Source organism: Bacillus sp. BSL6 (genome assembly GCF_052928345.1).
Map to the genome: position 1 here is coordinate 294557 of NZ_JAVGCW010000003.1, position 21875 is coordinate 316431.

Sequence of the window (21875 nt, forward strand, 5' to 3'; positions counted from 1 at the left end):
CTACTGTTGTATATCTCTTCTTTTACGGTTATTTAATAGTGGTGTTTGCTTTTTCTTGCTTCGTGAAATAATCTATAATGCCCATCGCGCTAATTTCTATATCTAGATGTAAAATGTTATAAACGGAATGATCTGATGGAACATTTAACTTTGTAAGGTGAGAAGAGACCTTATCCATTAATACAGTTTGCAAAGCTTTAGTAGCCTCATCGAAATCATTATATTTTTCAAAGACCTCTTTACCAGTATGAACGAAAATAGGTAACCAATGTTCTAGTTGCTTATATACTTCTGTAACATTGGATGATGCGCTGTAATGGCCGAAATAAATAGTATCTACATTCATACTTTGAATATGATTTTTAGAAGCAATCATCGCATCTGGTTGGAATTGTGAAGGGGACGTTGATGGTAGATACAGTTCTACACCAAGGTCTGCGAGTTCTCTATAATAAATTCCAATTGTATCGCCAGTAAAAATACCGTTTGTTAATGAATCGTGAATGCTAATATGGTGCTTTGCATGTCCCGGTGTATCATAAAATGTAAGGATGCGGTCTTCGGCAATTTGTAACGTATCACCATGTTGTACAATATGAACACGTTTTTCTTCAATTGGAAGAATTGGATCAAAAAGTTTATCGAAATCTTCTTTGTACACAGCTTTTGCACCTAAAATGAGTTTTGTTGGATCAATCATATGACGAGCACCGCGAGAATGCACATATAAAGTAGCATTTGGGCATTTTTCCATCATTAAACCAGCAGCACCGGCGTGATCTAAATGAACATGTGTAACGATAATGTTTTTAACTTCGTTTAAATCAATATGTAATTGTTGTAAGCCGTCTAAAATATACGGAAGAGAAGGGGCTGCACAAGTTTCAATTAAAGTAATATCATCACCTAATAAAACGTACGTACCAGTTCGTTCATTATGTTGTAAATCAAAATCATCAATCAGATATAGGTGAGAAGATAATTGTTCTACTTTTTTCATCTTTACCACTCCTTATATACGGTATGTAACTATTATACGCCAAAAATACAAAAAGGCAGAAAACGAAAGTTTCGTCTTCTGCCTTTTTGTAATGTTCTTATTGTTTTTGTTGTTTATTAATAGACATAACGAATAGTCCAACAATACCGCCAACTAATGGAAGCATAATTTCTCCAGCTAAATTAAAATAGGAGCTTAAAAATAAACCATTTACATCGATTACCCAGCCAATCACATACAATAACATCATATATAGTACGAAATAAAACTCGCGATTTGAAATCGTTTCATGTTGTGCAGTTTTCATATTGAACACCATCCTTTTCTATAATAATAGAATATAAACTGTCACATTTTGTTCACAATTTAATTGTAAAACTTTCCATCATAAAAGTCTAGTAATTTGTGTCGAATTTTCAAACGGAAATAAAGCGTTTACAATCGTGGGGAGAAAATACGTAATAAGAGCTGTAAATTCACGAATGTAGTATAGTATAAACATGGAATGATAGTGAAGAGAGGGGCAAAGACAATGACAGTTTATGATTTTTCAGCTAAAACAATAACAGGTGAAGAAAAATCGTTAAAAGATTATGAGGGAAAAGTACTTCTTATTGTAAATGTAGCTAGTAAATGCGGGTTTACACCGCAATATAAAGGATTACAAGAAGTATATGATAAATATAAAGAACAAGGACTTGAAATACTCGGTTTCCCTTGTAACCAATTCGGAGGACAAGAACCAGGTACAGAAGCAGATATTACAAGCTTTTGTGAATTAAACTACGGTGTAAACTTCCCAATGTTTGCAAAAATTGATGTAAAAGGTGATAAGGCTCATCCTCTGTATACATACATGACAGAACAAGCACCAGGTTTACTCGGTATGAAAGCAGTAAAATGGAACTTTACAAAATTTCTAATTGGAAAAGACGGAAAAGTAGTAGGGCGTTTTGCACCGCAAACGAAGCCGGTGGATTTAGAGGTTGAGATTGAGAAGGTACTTGGCGAATAACTAGGAGTTTCACTTTATTAAAAAATGCCTCAAAGAACTATTTTGTTCTTTGAGGCATTTTATTTACATTCATATTGTCAATATTAAATCGCTGAATGGAAGTCATTTGATTTAGGCGGAGAAGCAGCTTTTTTCATAAGCACTTCCCATAAGTGTACGGATTTTTTCCATTCTGCTGCGGCTTGTCCTTTTTGATACATAGCATTCTCATAACTGAAAGTAAGTTGTTGCATATCAGCCGAGTTGTAAAGTGTATCAACATGGAGAGCATATTCTCGGAATGTTTGACTCTCGTCTCGTCGTATACCAATTCGCGCAAATTGTTTTAGGAGAGAATCGTAAGCTTTTGTATAAACGGCATCATCTTTTCGATATTTATAGAAATGAATGATAAAAAACGTAATCCATTTCATTCTAGTGATGAATAGAATGTATCCTATAATACTAATCGGTATTGTAGAGAGGAATACGTACCACCAAGAAAATCCATTTTTAGAATTTGGAATCTTTTTAATAGAAGCTTCTTCTGTATCTTCTATTAAACTTTTGAGCTTTGCTTCATTGTTTTTTTGATGCATTTGCGCGTTTTGAGAATTAGTATCTTCGCTATTTTGTAAAGTAGGAGCAGGAGTATTATTTGTGAAATTATAGGGATTCGTAAATCCTTTTGTTGGTTCGAATGGAATCCATCCGTATCCAGGGAAATATACTTCGACCCAAGAGTGTGCGTTATCGTTCGCGATTTTATAAACATCCTCACCTTCAGCACCCACCAGCGTATTATCAAGAGTTCCTTCTGTATAACCTTTTACCCAGCGAGCGGGAATTCCAGCAGAACGAAGTAACACGATCATGGATGTTGAGAAATTATTACAGTAGCCGCTTTTTGTATCGAAAAGAAATTGATCTACATAATCTTGGTTTTTGGCAGGGAATGAGACATTCGTTGTTTCATATATAAAAGAATGGTCGGTGAAATAGTTTTCAATAGCTAATACTTTATCGTATCGGGTGTCTTTATCCTTTGTTAGACTTACAGCTAAGTCTCTTACTCGCTGCGGTAATGATTCGGGAAGTTGCGTGTACTTTGTCATGAAATAAGGATTTGATTCTTGACCTTCATTCGTTTTTACAGCTTTCAAGTTTTCTATGGAAAACTCCGGGACCTCATATGTTACTTTATATGAATGTAAAGTAGTAGAAGAGTCTCCGTCCATCGTATAGATTTTTTCTGAAAATGGGTCAACGCTGTATGATACATCGGAAGAAGCCTCAACTGATACTAACCCTGCTGGATAGGTAAGGTGAGGATACCTTTTTTGCATGGTGATTGTTGCCTTAGTTGTCTCCTTTTTTGTATTTTGTTCGTACCAGCTCACGACGTCGTTTTTATTTTTAAAAGAAACCTTCTGTTGCTTTTCAGAAACTTCCCAGCCTTTTCCTGTATAAAAATCTTTTGTTTCTACTCTCCAATATTGTTTGTTTTGTGTTGCTGCTGTAAAAACAATTGTAGGATCTGCCGTAAAAGGACCGCCTAATTTTGAGTCATCTAGACCATATCCAATTTTAGAAACTTCTTGTTTTTTACTTGATTCGGATGTGTTGAATTTTAAAAAATCCATTGGGTTTGGCCATTGAGGGCCAAATTTTGGCGCAAAGTATGCGATGGTTGCTGACAATACAATAAATATTGTAAGAGGTTTAAGTAGTTTTGAGATTTCTCTAGCATAATTTTGTAAGTGCTCACTCTCTTTTATTCGTTCTATGCGAAGAAGACTAAGCATAAAAAAGCCGATGACAACGGTACGAATAATAGCGTAGTTTGCATTGTATAAATGTAAGTTATGAAAAATTGTGATATAAATAATAGTCAATATAAGAAATAACAATCCACGCTTTTTATGAATCAACCAAAAAGAGATGAAAGAACTCAAAAACCAAAATGATAGAAAAAATAAAACGGTTGGAAAAACTGGAGAAATATCTAGCAAATTCCCCTGGAATAACAGGGAGGAATTTCGAGAAATATCAGTAAAAAATTTCGTTAGCCAAGATGGATTTATAAAAATATTTTTATAATATAGGAGATGAATGATGAATAAAATTGTCACGATCTTTATCGGAATCTGCCACTTTGTTTGAAAAAAAGAGAGTGTGAAGCAAATTCCTATAAATATTACGAAAATATCTAATCTACCTACGTTTGTAATACCTATAAGGGGTCGTATCCATTCTAGTAAAAGTAGAAATGCGCATGCATGCATGAAGAATCTGCTCATATCCCATTTGTATTTTGTTTGTAATGTTGTCATTTGCTCACCTCAAAAAACACATTTGTATATCGGTTTTCATAAACCACATTTACAAATATTTTTCGTTTTTGTAGAGTTTCTAAAACACTGAGTTCTCGATGTGAGAGTTGATTCGGTTTTTCTTTTACAATAAAAACTAGTAATTTTCTATTTTGTATAGCGGCATAGTCAGCTGCCTTTTGAATATCGGGAGAAAGATCGCTTGTCACGAGTATAATTGTTACGGGCTCATAAACTTTTCTTAATTCCATTTCTACACTCCGGGAGAGCGGGAATACACTGTCCGCTTGTACTTTCGCTAAATGACAAAAGATTTGCTGCAACTGACTATCTCCATTGTCTAAAGGGAAAAAAGTTCGTTCTTTTCCGACAGACACAAATGACGCTGGTGAATTTTGCTTCAATACAGCCCTGACAATAGAGGCAGTAAATGTGACGACTGATTCGAATAGAGGAGACTCAGTTCTGTCTATGAATATCATAATATTATGGCTGCGCTGTTGTTCAAACTCTTTCGTCATAATGTTGTTTGTTCTTGCAGTTGCTTTCCAATCAATCCATGAAAAGCGGTCACCAGGTTTATAGTCTCTCACACCGACAGAAATGGTAGAGTCTTTTGTGAAATTTATATTTGCTGAGAGCGCTCCTTGCTCGAAATGGTTTTCCAATTGCTGATACGTTATATCTACATACTGAGGATAGACTAAAAATGTATCCGGAACTGAAAAAGTTACTTCTTTCTCCATCATACCGAATAAATCACCAGTTTTGACGCGTATGCTTGAAAAAGTGTGCTCTCCTCTAGGGATTGTGTCAATTGCATATTGAAACGAAAAATTTCGTTTTAATCCTGGAAAGAGTATTGTTTTATTCATCTTTGTTTGTCTACAACTTGTAAGGTGTGGTGGCAGTTCATCTTCTATAACTAAATAAAGTAAGGGGAAAGGAAATTTTCTTTTTATTGTAATCGTGCTTACAAATCGTTCTCCTGCTACATAATCGTTTTGATTTGTTATTCTTTTTACTTCAGCACCCCGTAAAGCGTAGAAGGGGAATAATAGTGAATAAAGGCCAATAGGAACCATACTGTAAAATAAAAACCAACTTACAAATCCTCCTTGAAGCATAGCGTACACAAATGTTAACACTAGGCATAAAGGGATTAGTAATAACTTCAAAACGTGATGTAGTGCTCGTAGCATGCGTTTCATCAAAGGTTCATCTTCCTTTGAGTCGGCACGGTAGTTCGCGCAACGATTTTTGAAATAACTTGTTCCCCTGTTATTCCTTCAAATTTTGCTTCCATTTTTAGAATGAGTCTGTGAGCTAACACGTAAGGAGCTAAAAATTTAACATCGTCTGGAATAACATAATTTCTGCCATGGATGAATGCATAAGCTTGTGAAGCTTTCATTAAAGCAATCGAGCCACGTGGACTTGCACCTAGTTGTATAGAACTATAAGAGCGAGTTTGACTAACAAGCTTTACAATGTAATGCTTGATTGCTTTGTCCATGCTTATTTCCCGTGCGCTTTGTTGCAAATAAAGTAATTCTTCTATTGTAGTAATAGCTTGTAAAAGGGAGAGGGGATTTGTTTTTTCCATCCGGTTTAAAACTTCAAATTCTTCTTCTGGTGAAGGATATCCCATTTTTAGCTTCAATAAGAAACGATCGAGCTGGGCTTCTGGTAAAGGATATGTTCCCTCATATTCGACTGGATTTTGTGTAGCCATTACAAAGAATGGTTTTGGTAACGGTCTTGTCATACCATCTATTGTAATATTGCCTTCTTCCATACTTTCAAGTAAGGCAGATTGTGTTTTGGGAGATGTACGATTAATTTCATCAGCAAGTATAAAATTTCCCATGATTGGTCCAGGCTTGAACTCGAATTGGAGCTCTTTCGGATTGTAAATAGAAACACCTGTTACATCTGATGGCAGTAAATCAGGTGTGAATTGAATTCGCTTGTAATCAGCATCAATAGATTTAGAAAGAGCGCGTACTAACATTGTTTTCCCAACGCCAGGAACATCTTCTAATAGTACATGACCTTCAGCTAAGAGAGCTGTCAAAGCTAAAATCGTTTCTTTTCTTTTTCCGACCATTAATTTTTCAATATTGTTAATTATTTTTTCTATAATGGGATGTAATGAATCAAGTTGGTGCATCGTAATCCTCCTAATGTTATTATCGTTTTCTAATCTATTTAGTGGAAAATAGAACGTACCTCTCTATGAGCGAGTATAAAACTCTTACCTTTAATTCTGAGAATATTCAGATTATTTATTCTGATTACATCTAGTATAATTGTTTCAGTAACTAAGGGCAATATGGTAAATAATGATTTCTAGTTTTATAAATGCATTCAAATGGCTGTTTCCTATATTTATAAAGAAAAACGTAGGAGTTTCTCCTACGTTTTTCTTTTGCAAAATAGTCAATACCTCAAAATACTATTCTTCTATTAATCAAGATTTACTATAAATCTTCATAACAAAACAAAAGGTCTTCTCACAAACTTATTTTCTACTGAATTTTTGACAATCTCTTGAACTGTGCGAAATGTCACATCTGTATTTTACAACCTCTCTTATAGTAAGGGTATGTAAGAGAGACGTATTAAAGGAGTGAACAGTATGAAGAAGAAACCTTCAGCACTAATGAGACGTTTAAAATATTTTTCACCAATAGATCGTTATAACGATAATCATACACAAGAAACATATGAAGATCGTGAATGGGAAAATGTGTACAGAAAGCGTTGGCAGCATGATAAAGTAATTCGTTCTACACATGGCGTGAACTGTACTGGTTCATGTAGTTGGAACATTTATGTGAAAGATGGAATTGTAACTTGGGAAGGACAGGAGCTTAACTATCCAACAACAGGCCCAGATATGCCTGACTTTGAACCACGAGGATGTCCACGTGGAGCGAGTTTTTCTTGGTACATTTATAGTCCACTTCGTGTGAAATATCCGTATGTACGTGGTGTTCTTTGGAGTATGTGGCAAGAGGAATTACAAAATAATGAGTCACCATTAGATGCTTGGAAAAGTATTGTGGAAAACCCTGAAAAAGCACGCAAGTATAAGCAGGCACGTGGTAAAGGGGGATTCGTTCGTGCGAATTGGGATGAAGTGTTACAACTCGTTTCAGCTTCATTATTATATACAGTAATGAAATACGGTCCAGACCGAAATGTTGGCTTTTCACCAATTCCAGCTATGTCGATGTTAAGTCATGCTGCAGGCAGCCGCTTTATGCAACTTATGGGTGGACCGATGCTTAGTTTCTATGATTGGTACGCAGATTTACCACCAGCTTCTCCACAAATTTGGGGTGATCAAACAGATGTACCAGAAAGTAGTGACTGGTATAACTCTGGTTACATTATGACATGGGGTTCAAATGTACCGATGACAAGAACACCAGATGCACACTTTTTAGCGGAGGTTCGATATAAAGGAACGAAAGTCGTTTCTGTCAGTCCTGATTTTGCTGAGTCAACAAAGTTTGCAGATGATTGGATTAGTGTGAAACAAGGTACAGACGGTGCACTTGCGATGGCAATGGGGCACGTGATCTTACAAGAATTTTACGTAGATAATCAAGTAGAATACTTCACAAAGTATGCGAAGCAATATACTGATTTTCCTTTCTTCGTTACATTGAAACAAAAAGGAGACCAATTCGTTGCGGATCGATTCTTAAATGCTTCTGATATTGGACGCGAAACAAAGTTAGGAGAATGGAAACCTGTACTTTGGAATGAAAATACGAACGATTTTGCAACACCTCACGGCACAATGGGGTCACGTTGGGATAACGAAAAGAAATGGAACTTACGTTTAGAAGATGAAGAAACAGGCGAAAAGATTGATCCATGTCTTTCTGTACTTGGAATGGAAGATTATGTTGGAACTGTACAAATCCCGTACTTCTCTGATAATGGAAACAAAGTATTAGAACGTACAATTCCAGTGAAAAAGGTTATGACAGAAGAGGGCGAAGTGTTCGTTACTACTGTATATGACTTAACGTTAGCAAATTACGGTGTGAACCGAGGGCTTGGTGGACAAGAGCCGAAAGACTTCAATGATGACGTGCCGTTTACACCTGCATGGCAAGAGAAAATGACGGGAGTGAAACGAGATCTAATCATTCAAATCGCTCGTGAGTTCGCACAAAATGCTGTTGATACGAACGGTCGCTCAATGATTATTGTCGGGGCTGGTATTAACCATTGGTTTAACTCTGATACAATTTATCGCGCAGTTTTAAATCTTGTTCTTCTTGTCGGAGCACAAGGTGTAAACGGCGGTGGCTGGGCGCATTACGTTGGGCAAGAAAAATTACGACCAGCAGAAGGATGGCAAACAATCGCGATGGCAAAAGATTGGCAAGGGCCACCAAAATTACAAAATGGTACATCTTTCTTCTATTTCGTAACAGATCAATGGCGCTATGAAGATACATCAGTTGGACATTTAGCATCACCAGTGGAAGGAAACTCTCGTTATCAACACCACGGTGATTATAACGTTTTAGCGGCGCGACTTGGTTGGTTACCTTCTTATCCTACATTCGAGAAAAATGGAATTGAACTATATAAAGAAGCTGTTGCTGCTGGTGCAACAACACAAGAAGAAATCGGAAAATACGTTGCACAAAAACTAAAAGAAAAAGAACTGAAATTTGCGATTGAAGATCCAGATAACAAAAATAACTTCCCGCGCAACTTATTCGTATGGCGTGCGAACTTAATTTCAAGTTCCGGTAAAGGGCACGAATATTTCTTAAAACATTTACTAGGTACAACAAACGGATTAATGAATGACGATAGTGATTCATTACGACCAGAAGAAATTAAGTGGCATGAAGAAGCGCCAGAAGGGAAGCTTGATTTACTTATTAATTTAGATTTCCGTATGGCTGGAACAGCGCTTTATTCTGATATCGTATTACCAGCTTCAACTTGGTACGAAAAACATGATTTAAGTAGTACAGATATGCATCCATTTGTGCATCCTTTTAATCCAGCAATCGGTTCACCGTGGGAAGCACGCTCTGATTGGGACATTTTCACTTCACTTTCTAAAGCTGTGTCAGATTTAGCGAAGAAAATTGATCTTGAACCAATGAAAGAAGTTGTTGCAACACCACTTCTTCATGATACACCGCAAGAATTAGCGCAACCACTTGGCAAGATTAAAGATTGGAGTAAAGGTGAATGTGAACCAATCCCGGGTAAAACGATGCCACAAATTCATGTTGTCGAAAGAGATTATAAAACGATTTATGACAAAATGACTGCGCTTGGACCGAATGTCGGAAAACAACCGATTGGTACGAAAGGGATCTCTTGGTCTGCGGAAAAAGAGTATGAGCAATTAAAGAGCCGATTAGGAGTTGTTCAAACAGATTCTATTGCGAAAGGTTGTCCAGACATAAAAGAAGCAATCAATGCTGCTGAAGCGGTATTAACGCTTTCTTCTACAACAAACGGTCATATGGCTGTAAAAGCATGGGAAGCACTTGAAAAACAAACGGATTTAAAACTACGTGATTTGGCAGAAGAACGTGAAGAAGAATGCTTCACATTTGAACAAATTACAGCACAACCAAAAACAGTAATTACTTCTCCGGCCTTTACAGGTTCAGAAAAAGGTGGACGTCGTTACTCACCGTTTACAACAAATGTGGAACGTCTCATCCCTTGGAGAACAATCACTGGACGACAATCTTTCTATTTAGATCATGACATGATGAAAGAATTTGGTGAAACGATGGCGACATTTAAACCAATTCTGCAACATAAACCGTTCCGTAAATCACGACCTGAAGTAGAAGGGAAAGAGATTACACTAAACTATTTAACACCCCATAATAAGTGGTCCATTCATAGTATGTACTTTGATTCATTACCGATGTTAACGCTATTTAGAGGTGGTCCAACCGTTTGGATGAATAAAGAAGATGCTGAAGAAGCTGGTGTTGCGGATAATGATTGGATCGAGTGCTTTAACCGTAACGGTGTTGTTGTTGCACGTGCTGTTGTAACGCACCGTATACCGAGAGGAATGGCGTTTATGCACCATGCGCAAGATCGCCACATTAACGTACCTGGAACGAAATTAACAAGTAATCGCGGGGGAACGCATAATAGTCCAACTCGAATTCACGTGAAACCAACACATATGATTGGTGGATACGGTCAATTAAGTTATGGATTTAACTATTATGGTCCAACTGGGAACCAGCGCGATTTAAACGTAGTAATTCGCAAACTGAAGGAGGTAGATTGGCTTGAAGATTAAAGCACAAGTCGGAATGGTAATGAACCTAGATAAATGCATCGGCTGCCATACTTGTAGCGTAACGTGCAAAAACACCTGGACAAATCGTCCAGGTGCTGAATATATGTATTTCAATAACGTAGAAACGAAACCTGGTATTGGTTATCCGAAGCAATGGGAAGATCAGGAGAAATATAAAGGTGGCTGGGAATTGAAAAATGGTGAAATTCAGCTGAAATCCGGTTCGAAAATGAAGCGTCTTATGAATATTTTTCACAATCCAGATCAACCAACAATTGATGATTACTTTGAACCTTGGAACTATGATTATGAAACGTTAACAAATAGTCCGCAGCGTAAGCATCAGCCAGTTGCTCGTCCAAAATCAGCAATTACAGGTGAATTTATTGAAAAAATTGAATGGGGTCCAAACTGGGAAGATGATTTAGCTGGTGGACATATAACAGGATTACAAGATCCGAACGTAAAGAAAATGGAAGAAGAAATTAAAACGGATTTTGAAAATGTCTTTATGATGTATTTACCACGCATATGTGAACATTGTATGAATCCATCTTGCGTATCGTCTTGTCCATCTGGTGCGATGTATAAACGGGAAGAAGATGGGATTGTTCTTGTAGATCAAAATGCATGTCGTGCATGGAGATTCTGCGTATCATCTTGCCCATATAAAAAAGTGTATTTTAACTGGCAAACGAATAAAGCGGAAAAATGTACAATGTGTTTCCCTCGTATTGAAGCAGGTATGCCAACAATTTGTTCGGAAACATGTGTCGGACGTATCAGATATATTGGGGTAATGCTATATGACGCTGACAAAGTAAAAGAAGCAGCTTCAGTTGAAAATGAAAAAGATTTATACGAATCTCAGCTTACTGTTTTCTTAGATCCAAATGATCCAGAAGTAGCAGCTGAAGCGATAAAACAAGGCATTCCTGAAGAGTGGATTAAAGCGGCACAACAGTCACCAATCTATAAAATGATTATCGATTGGAAAATTGCTCTACCTCTTCATCCGGAGTATCGTACAATGCCAATGGTTTGGTATATCCCACCGCTTAGCCCAATTATGAATATGGTGGAAGGGAAAGGTAGTAACTGGCAAGCAGAAGAGATTTTCCCTGCTATCGATAATATGCGTATTCCAATTCAATATTTAGCGAATCTACTCACTGCAGGAGATGAATCACATATTCGTCTTACATTGAAAAAAATGGCTGTTATGCGAACACATATGAGAGCAATTCAAATTAATAAAGAACCAAATAAAGCGGTATTAAAAGAACTCGGTTTAACAAAACAAGATGTAGAAGACATGTATCGTCTGCTTGCTATCGCAAAATATAAAGATCGTTTTGTTATCCCGACGTCTCACCGCGAACAAGTTGCAGATTTATACAATGAACAAGGAAGCTGTGGTTTATCATTTGCAGGTGGTCCAGGCTCTTGCATGACAATTTCTTAAATAATGGGGGCGGAAAAATATGAAACAAAGTCTACAAATTGCTTTTTCTTGTTCTTCATTCCTTCTCTCCTACCCGGAACTCGGGTGGAGAGAAGCTTTAGCTGAATTGCAAGAAGAGATTGAAGCGATTGAACAGGAAGAAGTTAAAACTTCACTTACAGCATTTATAAAACAAGCACTGGATAAAACGAACGATCAACTCATTGATAGTTACGTATATACATTTGATTTCGGTAAGAAGACAAATATGTATTTAACGTATATGAACACCGGTGAACAAAGGGAAAGAGGTATTGAATTACTAGAGTTAAAACAGCAGTATAAAAAATCTGGTTTTGAAGTAACAGATAAAGAACTACCTGATTATTTACCGCTATTACTAGAGTTTTTTGCAAATGCAAATGAGCAAGACAGTGAACCAATTATGAGTAAATACAAAGAGAACATCCAAGCATTACACGTTCAGTTAAAAGAAGCTGATAGTATGTATGAACCAATTCTTGCGGCTGTTCTACTCGCTATTGATACATGGGGTGTACAGACAAATTAGAAAGGAGAGTTGTCAAAATGATGGATCAATTTCTATGGGTGTTGTTTCCCTATATCATTTTTGCAATCTTTATCGGTGGACATATTTTTAGATACAACTATGATCAATTTGGATGGACATCAAAATCTAGTGAACTATTAGAAAAGAAAATGCTCCGAATCGGAAGTCTATTATTCCACTTTGGGATTATGTTCGTAATTGGCGGTCATGTTATGGGGATATTAATTCCAGAAGCTGTATACCGTTCCATAGGTATTTCTGAGCATATGTATCATGTAGTAGCAATTAGTTTTGGTCTTCCGGCAGGTATTGCTTCTATCATAGGTTTAATTATATTAACGTACCGCCGCGTAACAGTAAAACGCATCATTGCAACGAGTACAAAGGGAGATTATATTGCGCTTGTTTTATTACTTATCGTAATGCTAGCAGGACTTTCTTCAACGTTTTTAAATATCGACTCAAAAGGATTTGATTATCGTACAACAATCGGTCCATGGTTCCGAAGCCTCTTTATTTTCCAACCGAAAGTTGAATATATGACGGAAGTACCAGTGTGGTTTAAAATTCATATTCTTGCAGGAATGGGGCTTTTCGCAGTATGGCCATTCACTAGACTAGTACATGTATTTAGTGCCCCAATTAAATATATAAGCCGTAGTTATGTAATTTACAGAAGACGTATTCCAAATGAATTGAAAAAATAATTTAGTTTTATATGTTTCGTAATTTATAAAGAAAGCCGAGATCTAATTGGAGACCTCGGCTTTCTTTATAAGTATAAGTACCTAAATAAGACGCTAATCGATACTACAAACAGAAGCAGAACAATCTTCACAAGCAATTTCACATTTTAAAAATTGTAAATCGTGGATTGTAATCTTTCCTTTATGAATAGAAATTGTACCTTGCTTTTTTAGTTCATTTAACATTCGATTTACACTTTCTCGTGAAGTTGCACAGAAATTAGCAAGTTCTTGATTCGTTAATGGTAAATCGATGAGAATACCATTTTCTTTTAATACACCGTAACTATTTGTCATTCGTATAAGAGTAGAATATAGGGCACCTTTTTTGCCGTGTAATACTAAATCTCGGAACTTCGTTTGCATTCTTCTTAAATGTTCACTAATCCATTTCATAAATTCAAATACAAGAGCTGGTTTTTGGAGTAATTCTTTTTCTAACGCTTCACGCTTTATAACGCCTACTTCAACATCTTCAAGGCATTTTGAATTTAATAAATACTTCGCATTATCCGTGAACAATGTTAATTCTCCAATAATGTCGTATGCCGAACAAATTCGAAGTGTTAGTTCTTGTCCGTCAGCACTAAGTTTACTAATTTGTACTTTTCCTGAGTGGATGATATAGAGTTCGGTTGCCTCCATACCTTCTTGAAAAATAAAACTACCTTTTTTTATCTGCATTTTATATTCAACAGATGCAAGTAATTCTTTTAAATCTTGAGATAATGTCATACTGTTTGCCACAGCAATCACCTTTCTTCATATAAGCAATACAATTCCTATTTTGAGTGTAAATATGCTGAAAATGCAAGAGCTATTTCAAAAATAAAGTTAAATTTCAATGACCGTAAGGAATAGTGGATGAATATGTGAACAAAATTCGAACGGATTTGTGAAAAATTTTTGAATGGGGAAAGTAATGTGAGAAAAGTCACATTGAATATGTAGCTTCTTTTTTATAATAAAGGCAAATAAAAAAATGAAAGCTTACTAAGGATTGCAGCAGAAAAGAAGGGATATAGATGCACGAGAAAATGAAAGATTCTTTAAAGCGGCCACTTCAAGATTTACGTATTTCGGTTATTGATCGTTGTAATTTTAGGTGCACATACTGTATGCCTGCTGAAGTGTTCGGAGCTGATTATGCTTTTTTACAGGAAGAGTGTTTATTAACGTTCGATGAAATAGAAAGATTAGCAAGATTATTTATAAGTATGGGAGTTAATAAAATTAGGCTTACTGGCGGCGAACCGTTATTGCGTAAAGACTTACCGAAATTAATTGAAAGACTTGCAAAGCTAGAAGGCATAAAAGATATTGGGCTCACAACAAACGGTATTCATTTAGCAAAACAAGCAAAGGCGTTAAAAGAAGCGGGATTAAAACGTGTAAATATTAGTTTAGATGCGATAGAGGATTATGTCTTCCAAAAAATTAATGGGCGAAATGTAAGCACAAAACCAGTATTAAAAGGAATGGAAGAAGCAAAGGTTGCTGGATTAGAAGTAAAGGTAAATATGGTCGTAAAAAAAGGGATGAATGATAGTCAAATTCTTCCTATGGCTCGTTATTTTAAAGAACAAGAAATTCAGCTCCGTTTTATAGAGTTTATGGATGTAGGAAGTACGAACGGCTGGAACTTTGAACAAGTTATTACGAAGGAACAATTAATAGAGAAAATTAATCGTGTATATCCGATTGAGCCTGTTAAACCTCGTTACTTTGGAGAGGTTGCGAAAGTGTATCGATATGTAGGAAGTAATGCAGAGGTTGGATTTATTACTTCTGTTTCTGAGTCATTTTGTTCTTCTTGTACGAGAGCCCGTATTTCGGCAGACGGCAAGTTTTTTACGTGTCTATTTGGAACGAAAGGAACAGACTTACGAACGCTTCTTAGAGAAAATATTTCGGATGCTTCACTACTACAAATTCTCAAACATACATGGGGGTTTAGAACAGATCGATATTCAGATGAAAGAACGGCGGAAAGCACAAATAAACGTCAAAAAGTTGAAATGTCTTACATTGGCGGATAGTGAAAGGAGGTTTTCCTATGCAAGAGCGATATTCAAGACAAGTATTGTTTTCTGGAATAGGTGAAATGGGACAAAGGAAAATAAGGGAAAAGCATGTGCTCTTAATTGGTGCAGGGGCACTAGGAGCTGCGAATGCAGAAGCGCTCATTCGGATGGGAATTGGGAAATTGACAATTGCCGATCGTGACTATGTCGAATGGAGTAATTTACAGCGGCAACAGTTATATACAGAAGAAGATGCAAAACAATGCAAACCAAAAGCAATTGCAGCGGCGGAACATGTAAGAAAGATTAATTCTGAGGTGGAAATTGTACCAGTTGTAACGGATGTCACAATGCAAGAAATGGAGGAGTTAACGAAAGAAGTGGATCTCATATTAGATGCGACTGACAACTTTGATACGCGTCTACTTATAAATGATATTTCACAAAAAGAAAATATACCTTGGATATACGGTGGATGCGTTGGAAGTTACGGTGTAACGTACACAATTCTTCCCGGGAAAACACCATGTTTTCGCTGTCTAATGGATCATCCGATGGGCGGTGCAACATGCGATACAGCCGGAATCATTAAGCCAGCTGTACAGATGGTTGTTGCTCACCAAGTGACAGAGGCGATGAAAATATTGGTGGATGATTTTGATACGCTGCGAGGAACAATGCTATCATTTGATATTTGGAACAATCAATACCTCTCATTAAAAGTAAATAGACAGAAAAAAAGTACATGTCCATCTTGCGGAAATACACGAACGTATCCAAGTTTAACATTTGAAGCGCAGATGAAAACGGAAGTGTTATGCGGGCGGAATACAGTTCAAATCCGTCCAGGAATAAAGGGATTTCTAAATTTAAACGAAATTCAAAAACGATTACAAAAAAGTGTACATGTCCAAAAAACGCCGTACTTACTATCATTTCTAATTGATGAATATCGTTTCGTTTTATTTACAGATGGTAGGGCATTTATTCATGGGACAAATGATGTGAAAATAGCAAAACAAATATACGCAAAATATATAGGATGAAGAGAAAGAGAGTTTCAGTTTATTAAAACGAGGTGAAAAAGAATGTTAGAAAAACGTATACCAATTCCAGTGGCAGAAGCAGTTGCGCGTGTAATGGAATATGCTTACCAAGGTGAAATAGAAAAGGTTTCTCTTATAGAAAGCTACGGTAGAACACTTGGAAAAGATGTTATTGCAGATCATGATGTCCCGCATTTCAATCGCTCTCCATACGACGGATTTGCGATTCGAGCAGAAGATACAAAAGAAGCCAGTAGCAGTAATCCCATTCAGTTTGAAGTGATTGGCGAAATTGGAGCAGGTTTTGTCTTTACAGAAGAAGTGAAAGCATTTCAAGCTGTCCGTATTATGACAGGAGCCGCAATTCCGAGAGGGTGTAATGCGGTTGTTATGTTAGAACTAACGGAAGGATTTGAAAAAAATGAAAGGACTTATATGACATTAAAACGCTGTTTCGCAGCTGGTGATAACATTTCTTTTAAAGGTGAAGATGTAAAACAAAATACTATCCTTGTGAAAAAAGGGACTGTTATTAATCCTGGAGTTGCAGCACTTCTTGCTACGTTTGGTTATAGTTCCGTACATGTTGTAAAACAGCCGATTATTGGAATAGTAACGACGGGTAGCGAACTGCTTGAAGTACATGAACAATTAAAGGCAGGGAAGATTCGAAATAGTAACTCCTATATGATAGCAGCGCAAATTGAACGAGCGGGCGGAGTTGTACGGTATTATGGACAATTCGTTGACGATTTTGAGACGTGTTATAACAATGTAAAAAAGGCGATAAAAGAAGTTGATATTTTAATTACGACTGGTGGCGTTTCAGTAGGAGACTATGACTATTTGCCTGCTATTTATGAGAGATTACAAGCTAATGTACTTTTTAACAAAATAGCGATGCGACCAGGAAGTGTGACAACTGTAGCTGAGGTAGAAGGAAAACTACTATTTGGTTTATCTGGTAATCCTTCAGCTTGTTATGTCGGTTGTGAATTATATGTTAGACCAGTCATTGGAACATACTTGCATAGAAAAGATTCGCACGTATTTCGTGCAGAGGCAATTTTACAAAAAGACTTTCCGAAAGCAAATCCGTTTACTCGATTTGTAAGAGGGAGAGTAGAAATTGTAGATGGTCAATTGCAAGTTACACCAGTTGGTTTAGATAAATCTAGCGCAATTTCTTCACTTGCAGAAGCGAATGCATTTATCGTTTTGCCAGGGGGAACGAGAGGATTTAAAGCTGGAATTACTGTTTCGGTACTGTTATTAGAATCAACCAACGGAAGTGAATGGCCATGGAAAGAATTGTTTCGTTCATACAAATAATAGAAAAATAGGTTGCTAATTTATACAAAGATAAGAGGTGCGAAATGACACATACGTATTATGAAGTAATAGATACACCTATATCAATTGAAGAAGTGACAAACAAAGTAATTCGGCGTGAGTGTGGTGCGGTTACTACTTTTATTGGCACTGTTAGAGAATTTACGAAAGGCCGTCGTACGCTTTATTTAGATTATGTAGCTTATAAAACAATGGCGGAGAAACAGCTTGAGAAAATTGGTACCGAAGTAGGGGAGAAATGGCCTGGAACATATGTGGCAATTACACATCGCATTGGTACGTTACAAATTTCTGATTTGGCTGTTGTCGTTGCTGTTGCTACACCGCATCGGAAAGCTGCTTATGAGGCGAATGAATATATTATGGAACGTATAAAACAAATTGTTCCGATATGGAAAAAAGAGTTTTGGGAAGATGGTGAGTCGTGGATAGGCGATCAGTTAGAGAAAACAGCATATGGTAATGGCGAGCCTGGAAAGGAGATGAGAATTTGATTGAAGTACTATTATTTGCACATTTACAAGAAGAAGTAAGTAAGCCAGCATTACACATAGATTGTGAAAATATTACAGTCGCGAAGCTGAAGGAAGTTCTGATTAAGGAATATAATGTAGCAATTTCAAACGAGATTATGGTCGCAATAAATGAAGAATACGCAAATGAGGATGACAGCATTCAAACTGGCGATGTCGTAGCAATGATTCCGCCAGTAAGTGGTGGTTGATTCTTTTCAGCCTAATCATGTAAGAACGTGATTAGGCTGGAGGGAATGAATATAACTACGTATACATAGGAGGGAACAGGATGAAAAGTCCTAATTTTCAATTAAGTTTACAAACTTCTAATCTAATTATCGGTTTTATGGTGTGGGTTATTTTATCATCATTAATGCCCTATATTAAAGTGGATATCCCATTAACTGCGGGACAAATTTCTATGGTAACAGCAGTACCCGTTATTTTAGGTTCTGTTCTTCGCATTCCAATTGGTTATTGGACAAATCGTTTCGGAGCAAGAAAATTATTCTTTATTAGTTTTATTCTATTATTATTTCCTGTTTTTTATATTAGTGTTGCCAATTCTATGATGGATTTAATTATTGGTGGATTATTTGTAGGAATCGGTGGTGCTGTATTCTCTGTAGGAGTAACTTCTTTACCAAAATACTTTCCAAAAGAGAGTCATGGTTTTGTAAATGGTATTTACGGTGTCGGTAACGCTGGAACAGCAATTACTTCATTTTTAGCGCCTGTTATCGCAACTTCAGTTGGCTGGAGAACGACAGTACAATGTTATTTAGTTTTACTTGCAGCGTTTGCACTTATGAACTTTTTATTAGGTGATCGTAAAGAGAAAAAAGTGAATACACCACTAATGGAACAAATAAAAGGTGTATATAAAAATGAGAAACTTTGGTTTTTATGTATCTTTTACTTTTTAACTTTCGGATCATTTGTTGCATTTACAGTATATTTACCAAACTTTTTAGTATCTCATTTCGGATTAGAGAAAGTAGATGCAGGTATACGGACAGCCGGATTCATCGTACTCGCAACAATTATGCGTCCGATTGGTGGTTGGCTCGGTGACAAATTTAATCCATTTAAAATATTAATCTTCGTATTTATCGGTTTAACACTTTCAGGTATTATTTTATCATTTATGCCTAGCATGAACGTATATACATTTGGTTGCCTACTTGTCGCATTTTGTGCAGGTATCGGTAATGGTACAATCTTCAAACTCGTTCCAATGTACTTCTCTGAACAAGCTGGTATTGTAAACGGACTCGTTTCAGCTTTAGGTGGACTAGGAGGCTTCTTCCCGCCATTAATTTTAACATTACTATTCCAACTAACAGGTCATTATGCAATTGGATTTATGGCGTTATCAGAAGTCGCACTTGCTTGTTTAATTATTACAGTATGGATGTATAGCCAGGAGAAACTCTTAGTGATGTTAAAGAATCATTAATAAGGAAAAAGAACCGTCCCAAAGTATTTTGGGATGGTTCTTTTAGTAATAGGCTTCAACATGTTTTCTATTGATATCTTAACGAACGTTTGTTTTCTAAAATAATGTGGTTTTAAAATGAAAAACAGAAGAGTAATGGGATTTTATGTTAAAATATAGATATCAGATGTTATTCAATTAAAGGGCAGGTTAGTTCAAGCACAAAGATTAAACTAATTTTTAGAAAGCAAATATTTAATTGGATTGGGGTGTTTAGATGAAAAAGTTATATAAGTCCACTCAAGATAAACAAGTATCAGGTGTGTTAGGTGGCTTAAGTGACAAGTATGGAATTGATGTTAGTATCCTTCGCATAGTAACTGCATTATCAGCCTTTTTTACTAGCGGATTTACAGTGTTAATTTATATAATAGCTGCAATTGTTTTGCCTACAGATAAAGAAATTAAGGGATAAATGTATGACCTTAAATCTAATTCTACAATCGAGAACTCAGTTTTTTGTCTATTGAAAGTTTCCAAAGTAAAAGAAACAGTACGATTGTTATAAGACTGAAATGAATAAACGAAACATCCTCATAAAACATTCGGAATATATCGAGAATGAAAACAATAACTTTTGAATTAAACGATATGACTATTGATCGCTAATGAATCGATTAATAGTCACTCCTTTCTAAAGAATATCTATCAATCTATATCAAGAAATATAAAAATTGAAATTCCTCGGAATTTTAAAAAACATATGACGGTATCTATAACAAGAAAAAACTTCATATTTTATTAGAACCAGCTTTTTGATAAGGCTAATGGGTATTGTGAAAAAGTATACTTAAACTAAAGAATACAGTTCAGTTCGATAAGATAAAATTATAAATTTCTATAAATAATCCATAATTTTCTTTATGGCTCATATTTGTTATGTTAAAGAAAAGAGAGGGGAGGGAAATAAAATAAGTGTTTTTTTCTGATTATTGAGAACTGAATGTGTTTTCCGATGAATTAAATGTGGTCCATATGTAGTAAAGTGTTTAATCCAACTAAAATATATGTAGAATGAGGTTGTAAATGTTTGTTTTTATTATATTAGACGTAATATTACCGATATTAATATTGATGCTAATTGGTGCAATCTTACAAAGAAAGTTTCAATTTGACTTAAAGCAACTATCTACACTTATTACTTATTGCTTGATGCCTGCGGCTGTATTTGTGAATATATATGATATTCGTATAGAAATAGATTTGTTGCTCCAGATAATATACTATTTAATGCTTTACAGTCTAAGTCTGATCATAGTAAGTCATTTTATTTCAAAAATATTAAGGTTAGAAAAAGGAGAAAGTGCAGCTCTAAAAAATAGCATTTCGTTAATGAATTCCGGTAATTATGGATTACCAGTAAGTCAATTGATTTTCAGTCACAATCCAGTGGGGGTTTCCATTCAGATTTTCATTGTTATTTTCCAGAATCTTTTAACCTATTCATATGGAATATATAACTTACTATCAGCAACAAAAACAATCGGAGGTATTATTCAATCATTTCTAAGACTGCCTGTATTTCATGCGCTCGTATTAGGGATTCTCTTTCAATCTTTTACAATTCAATTACCTAATTCTATCTTGCTACCTCTTAATCAGCTTGCGAATGGTTTTGTTGCAATAGCACTCATATTGCTAGGGGCGCAATTATCCAACATTAAGCTTAAATTTTTCCATCGAGTCATAACATGGGCTTTAATTGGAAGGTTACTGATGGGGCCATTAGTAGCACTTACCATGATCTACCTACTAAAGATTGATGGTATTGTTGCACAATCATTATTTATTGCAAGTTCTTTTCCTACTTCAAGAAATACAGCAACCATTGCTATGGAGTATCAAATAGAGCCTGAACTACATGCGCAAATCGTTTTATTTTCAACACTTTTTAGTATTGTTACAGTAACTGTCGTTATTTATTTGTCATATATTTTGTTTTGAATTTACATGCAAAAACGAATAGATTTGAGGTGGCGAGTGATGGAAGGGGATCGATATGAGAAAAAGCAGTCTTTCATATATT

General features: G+C 35.9%; 19 protein-coding genes. 13 read left to right on the plus strand and 6 right to left on the minus strand.

Features of this window, described 5'->3' with window-relative positions; translation table 11 throughout:
- Positions 1–28: 28 nt before the first annotated feature.
- A complete protein-coding gene (locus tag RCJ96_RS12540) occupies positions 29–1000 on the minus strand; it encodes an MBL fold metallo-hydrolase (protein WP_446699792.1) in 972 nt (323 codons plus the stop codon).
- A gap of 97 nt (positions 1001–1097) precedes the next feature.
- On the minus strand, positions 1098–1307 hold the full coding sequence (locus tag RCJ96_RS12545) for a DUF3925 family protein (RefSeq protein ID WP_000844977.1): 210 nt from the start codon (positions 1305–1307) through the stop codon (positions 1098–1100).
- Positions 1308–1532: 225 nt separating this feature from the next.
- Here RCJ96_RS12545 and bsaA point away from each other — a divergent pair, with 225 nt between their 5' ends.
- Positions 1533–2015 carry a glutathione peroxidase gene (bsaA, locus tag RCJ96_RS12550; RefSeq protein WP_000219438.1) on the plus strand — a complete coding sequence of 161 codons (483 nt, stop codon included), beginning with the start codon at positions 1533–1535 and terminating at the stop codon, positions 2013–2015.
- An 83-nt stretch (positions 2016–2098) separates the two neighbouring features.
- On the opposite strand, the gene RCJ96_RS12555 is transcribed toward bsaA, so the two are convergent.
- Genes RCJ96_RS12555 through RCJ96_RS12565 form a run of 3 tightly spaced genes read right to left on the minus strand, consistent with a single transcriptional unit; the run spans position 2099 to position 6500 of the window.
- Positions 2099–4327: a transglutaminase TgpA family protein gene (locus RCJ96_RS12555; RefSeq protein WP_416503754.1), complete on the minus strand. Its 2229-nt coding sequence runs from the start codon at positions 4325–4327 to the stop codon at positions 2099–2101.
- Positions 4324–5538: a DUF58 domain-containing protein gene (locus RCJ96_RS12560; protein ID WP_416503756.1), complete on the minus strand. Its 1215-nt coding sequence runs from the start codon at positions 5536–5538 to the stop codon at positions 4324–4326. Before RCJ96_RS12560 ends, RCJ96_RS12555 begins: the two co-directional genes overlap by 4 nt.
- Complete coding sequence (locus RCJ96_RS12565) at positions 5538–6500, minus strand: AAA family ATPase (protein ID WP_074606033.1); 963 nt, start codon at positions 6498–6500, stop codon at positions 5538–5540. The genes RCJ96_RS12560 and RCJ96_RS12565 overlap by 1 nt, the downstream gene beginning before the upstream one ends.
- A 468-nt stretch (positions 6501–6968) precedes the next feature.
- On the opposite strand from RCJ96_RS12565, the gene RCJ96_RS12570 reads away from it, so the two are divergent.
- The 4 genes from RCJ96_RS12570 to narI are packed head-to-tail and all read left to right on the plus strand — an operon-like array spanning position 6969 to position 13374.
- On the plus strand, positions 6969–10652 hold the full coding sequence (locus tag RCJ96_RS12570; RefSeq protein WP_416503758.1) for a nitrate reductase subunit alpha: 3684 nt from the start codon (positions 6969–6971) through the stop codon (positions 10650–10652).
- A complete protein-coding gene (gene narH / locus RCJ96_RS12575; RefSeq protein ID WP_270794924.1) occupies positions 10642–12117 on the plus strand; it encodes a nitrate reductase subunit beta in 1476 nt (491 codons plus the stop codon). Before RCJ96_RS12570 ends, narH begins: the two co-directional genes overlap by 11 nt.
- 19 nt (positions 12118–12136) lie before the next feature.
- Positions 12137–12667: a nitrate reductase molybdenum cofactor assembly chaperone gene (gene narJ / locus RCJ96_RS12580; protein WP_074606039.1), complete on the plus strand. Its 531-nt coding sequence runs from the start codon at positions 12137–12139 to the stop codon at positions 12665–12667.
- Positions 12668–12684: 17 nt separating this feature from the next.
- Complete coding sequence (gene narI, locus RCJ96_RS12585) at positions 12685–13374, plus strand: respiratory nitrate reductase subunit gamma (RefSeq protein ID WP_074606041.1); 690 nt, start codon at positions 12685–12687, stop codon at positions 13372–13374.
- Between the two features lie 93 nt (positions 13375–13467).
- Here the strand turns inward: narI and RCJ96_RS12590 are convergent, their stop codons facing one another.
- A complete protein-coding gene (locus RCJ96_RS12590) occupies positions 13468–14160 on the minus strand; it encodes a Crp/Fnr family transcriptional regulator (RefSeq protein WP_000013859.1) in 693 nt (230 codons plus the stop codon).
- 278 nt (positions 14161–14438) lie between these two features.
- Between RCJ96_RS12590 and moaA the strand changes: the two genes are divergently transcribed.
- The 8 genes from moaA (at position 14439) to RCJ96_RS12630 (ending at position 21793) form a co-directional block, all read left to right on the plus strand.
- The gene (gene moaA / locus RCJ96_RS12595; protein ID WP_270794923.1) at positions 14439–15452 is read left to right on the plus strand and encodes a GTP 3',8-cyclase MoaA; all 1014 of its coding nucleotides are present in this window, start codon (positions 14439–14441) and stop codon (positions 15450–15452) included.
- Positions 15453–15469: 17 nt separating this feature from the next.
- Complete coding sequence (locus RCJ96_RS12600) at positions 15470–16483, plus strand: molybdopterin-synthase adenylyltransferase MoeB (protein WP_270794922.1); 1014 nt, start codon at positions 15470–15472, stop codon at positions 16481–16483.
- Positions 16484–16525: 42 nt separating this feature from the next.
- The gene (locus tag RCJ96_RS12605; RefSeq protein ID WP_416503761.1) at positions 16526–17815 is read left to right on the plus strand and encodes a molybdopterin molybdotransferase MoeA; all 1290 of its coding nucleotides are present in this window, start codon (positions 16526–16528) and stop codon (positions 17813–17815) included.
- Positions 17816–17859: 44 nt separating this feature from the next.
- Positions 17860–18330: a molybdenum cofactor biosynthesis protein MoaE gene (locus RCJ96_RS12610; protein WP_416503763.1), complete on the plus strand. Its 471-nt coding sequence runs from the start codon at positions 17860–17862 to the stop codon at positions 18328–18330.
- A complete protein-coding gene (moaD, locus tag RCJ96_RS12615) occupies positions 18327–18560 on the plus strand; it encodes a molybdopterin converting factor subunit 1 (protein WP_270794920.1) in 234 nt (77 codons plus the stop codon). Before RCJ96_RS12610 ends, moaD begins: the two co-directional genes overlap by 4 nt.
- Positions 18561–18640: 80 nt before the next feature.
- Positions 18641–19810, plus strand: coding sequence for a nitrate transporter NarK (gene narK, locus RCJ96_RS12620; RefSeq protein WP_000841850.1), 1170 nt, complete (start codon positions 18641–18643; stop codon positions 19808–19810).
- Between the two features lie 256 nt (positions 19811–20066).
- The gene (locus RCJ96_RS12625) at positions 20067–20264 is read left to right on the plus strand and encodes a PspC domain-containing protein (protein WP_000737852.1); all 198 of its coding nucleotides are present in this window, start codon (positions 20067–20069) and stop codon (positions 20262–20264) included.
- A 611-nt stretch (positions 20265–20875) separates the two neighbouring features.
- Positions 20876–21793 carry an AEC family transporter gene (locus tag RCJ96_RS12630; RefSeq protein WP_416503765.1) on the plus strand — a complete coding sequence of 306 codons (918 nt, stop codon included), beginning with the start codon at positions 20876–20878 and terminating at the stop codon, positions 21791–21793.
- Positions 21794–21875: the final 82 nt, after the last annotated feature.

What these genes read in the sequence shown, in the direction of transcription:
- RCJ96_RS12570 (WP_416503758.1), top strand. Translation starts at nt 6,969, where the DNA reads ATGAAGAAGAAACCTTCAGCACTAATGAGACGTTTAAAATATTTTTCA.
- RCJ96_RS12545 (WP_000844977.1), bottom strand. Translation starts at nt 1,307, where the DNA reads ATGAAAACTGCACAACATGAAACGATTTCAAATCGCGAGTTTTATTTC.
- narI (WP_074606041.1), top strand. Translation starts at nt 12,685, where the DNA reads ATGATGGATCAATTTCTATGGGTGTTGTTTCCCTATATCATTTTTGCA.
- narJ (WP_074606039.1), top strand. Translation starts at nt 12,137, where the DNA reads ATGAAACAAAGTCTACAAATTGCTTTTTCTTGTTCTTCATTCCTTCTC.
- RCJ96_RS12625 (WP_000737852.1), top strand. Translation starts at nt 20,067, where the DNA reads ATGAAAAAGTTATATAAGTCCACTCAAGATAAACAAGTATCAGGTGTG.
- RCJ96_RS12540 (WP_446699792.1), bottom strand. Translation starts at nt 1,000, where the DNA reads ATGAAAAAAGTAGAACAATTATCTTCTCACCTATATCTGATTGATGAT.
- RCJ96_RS12605 (WP_416503761.1), top strand. Translation starts at nt 16,526, where the DNA reads ATGTTAGAAAAACGTATACCAATTCCAGTGGCAGAAGCAGTTGCGCGT.
- narK (WP_000841850.1), top strand. Translation starts at nt 18,641, where the DNA reads ATGAAAAGTCCTAATTTTCAATTAAGTTTACAAACTTCTAATCTAATT.
- RCJ96_RS12565 (WP_074606033.1), bottom strand. Translation starts at nt 6,500, where the DNA reads ATGCACCAACTTGATTCATTACATCCCATTATAGAAAAAATAATTAAC.
- RCJ96_RS12600 (WP_270794922.1), top strand. Translation starts at nt 15,470, where the DNA reads ATGCAAGAGCGATATTCAAGACAAGTATTGTTTTCTGGAATAGGTGAA.
- RCJ96_RS12560 (WP_416503756.1), bottom strand. Translation starts at nt 5,538, where the DNA reads ATGAAACGCATGCTACGAGCACTACATCACGTTTTGAAGTTATTACTA.
- bsaA (WP_000219438.1), top strand. Translation starts at nt 1,533, where the DNA reads ATGACAGTTTATGATTTTTCAGCTAAAACAATAACAGGTGAAGAAAAA.
- moaA (WP_270794923.1), top strand. Translation starts at nt 14,439, where the DNA reads ATGCACGAGAAAATGAAAGATTCTTTAAAGCGGCCACTTCAAGATTTA.
- RCJ96_RS12610 (WP_416503763.1), top strand. Translation starts at nt 17,860, where the DNA reads ATGACACATACGTATTATGAAGTAATAGATACACCTATATCAATTGAA.
- RCJ96_RS12555 (WP_416503754.1), bottom strand. Translation starts at nt 4,327, where the DNA reads ATGACAACATTACAAACAAAATACAAATGGGATATGAGCAGATTCTTC.
- RCJ96_RS12630 (WP_416503765.1), top strand. Translation starts at nt 20,876, where the DNA reads ATGTTTGTTTTTATTATATTAGACGTAATATTACCGATATTAATATTG.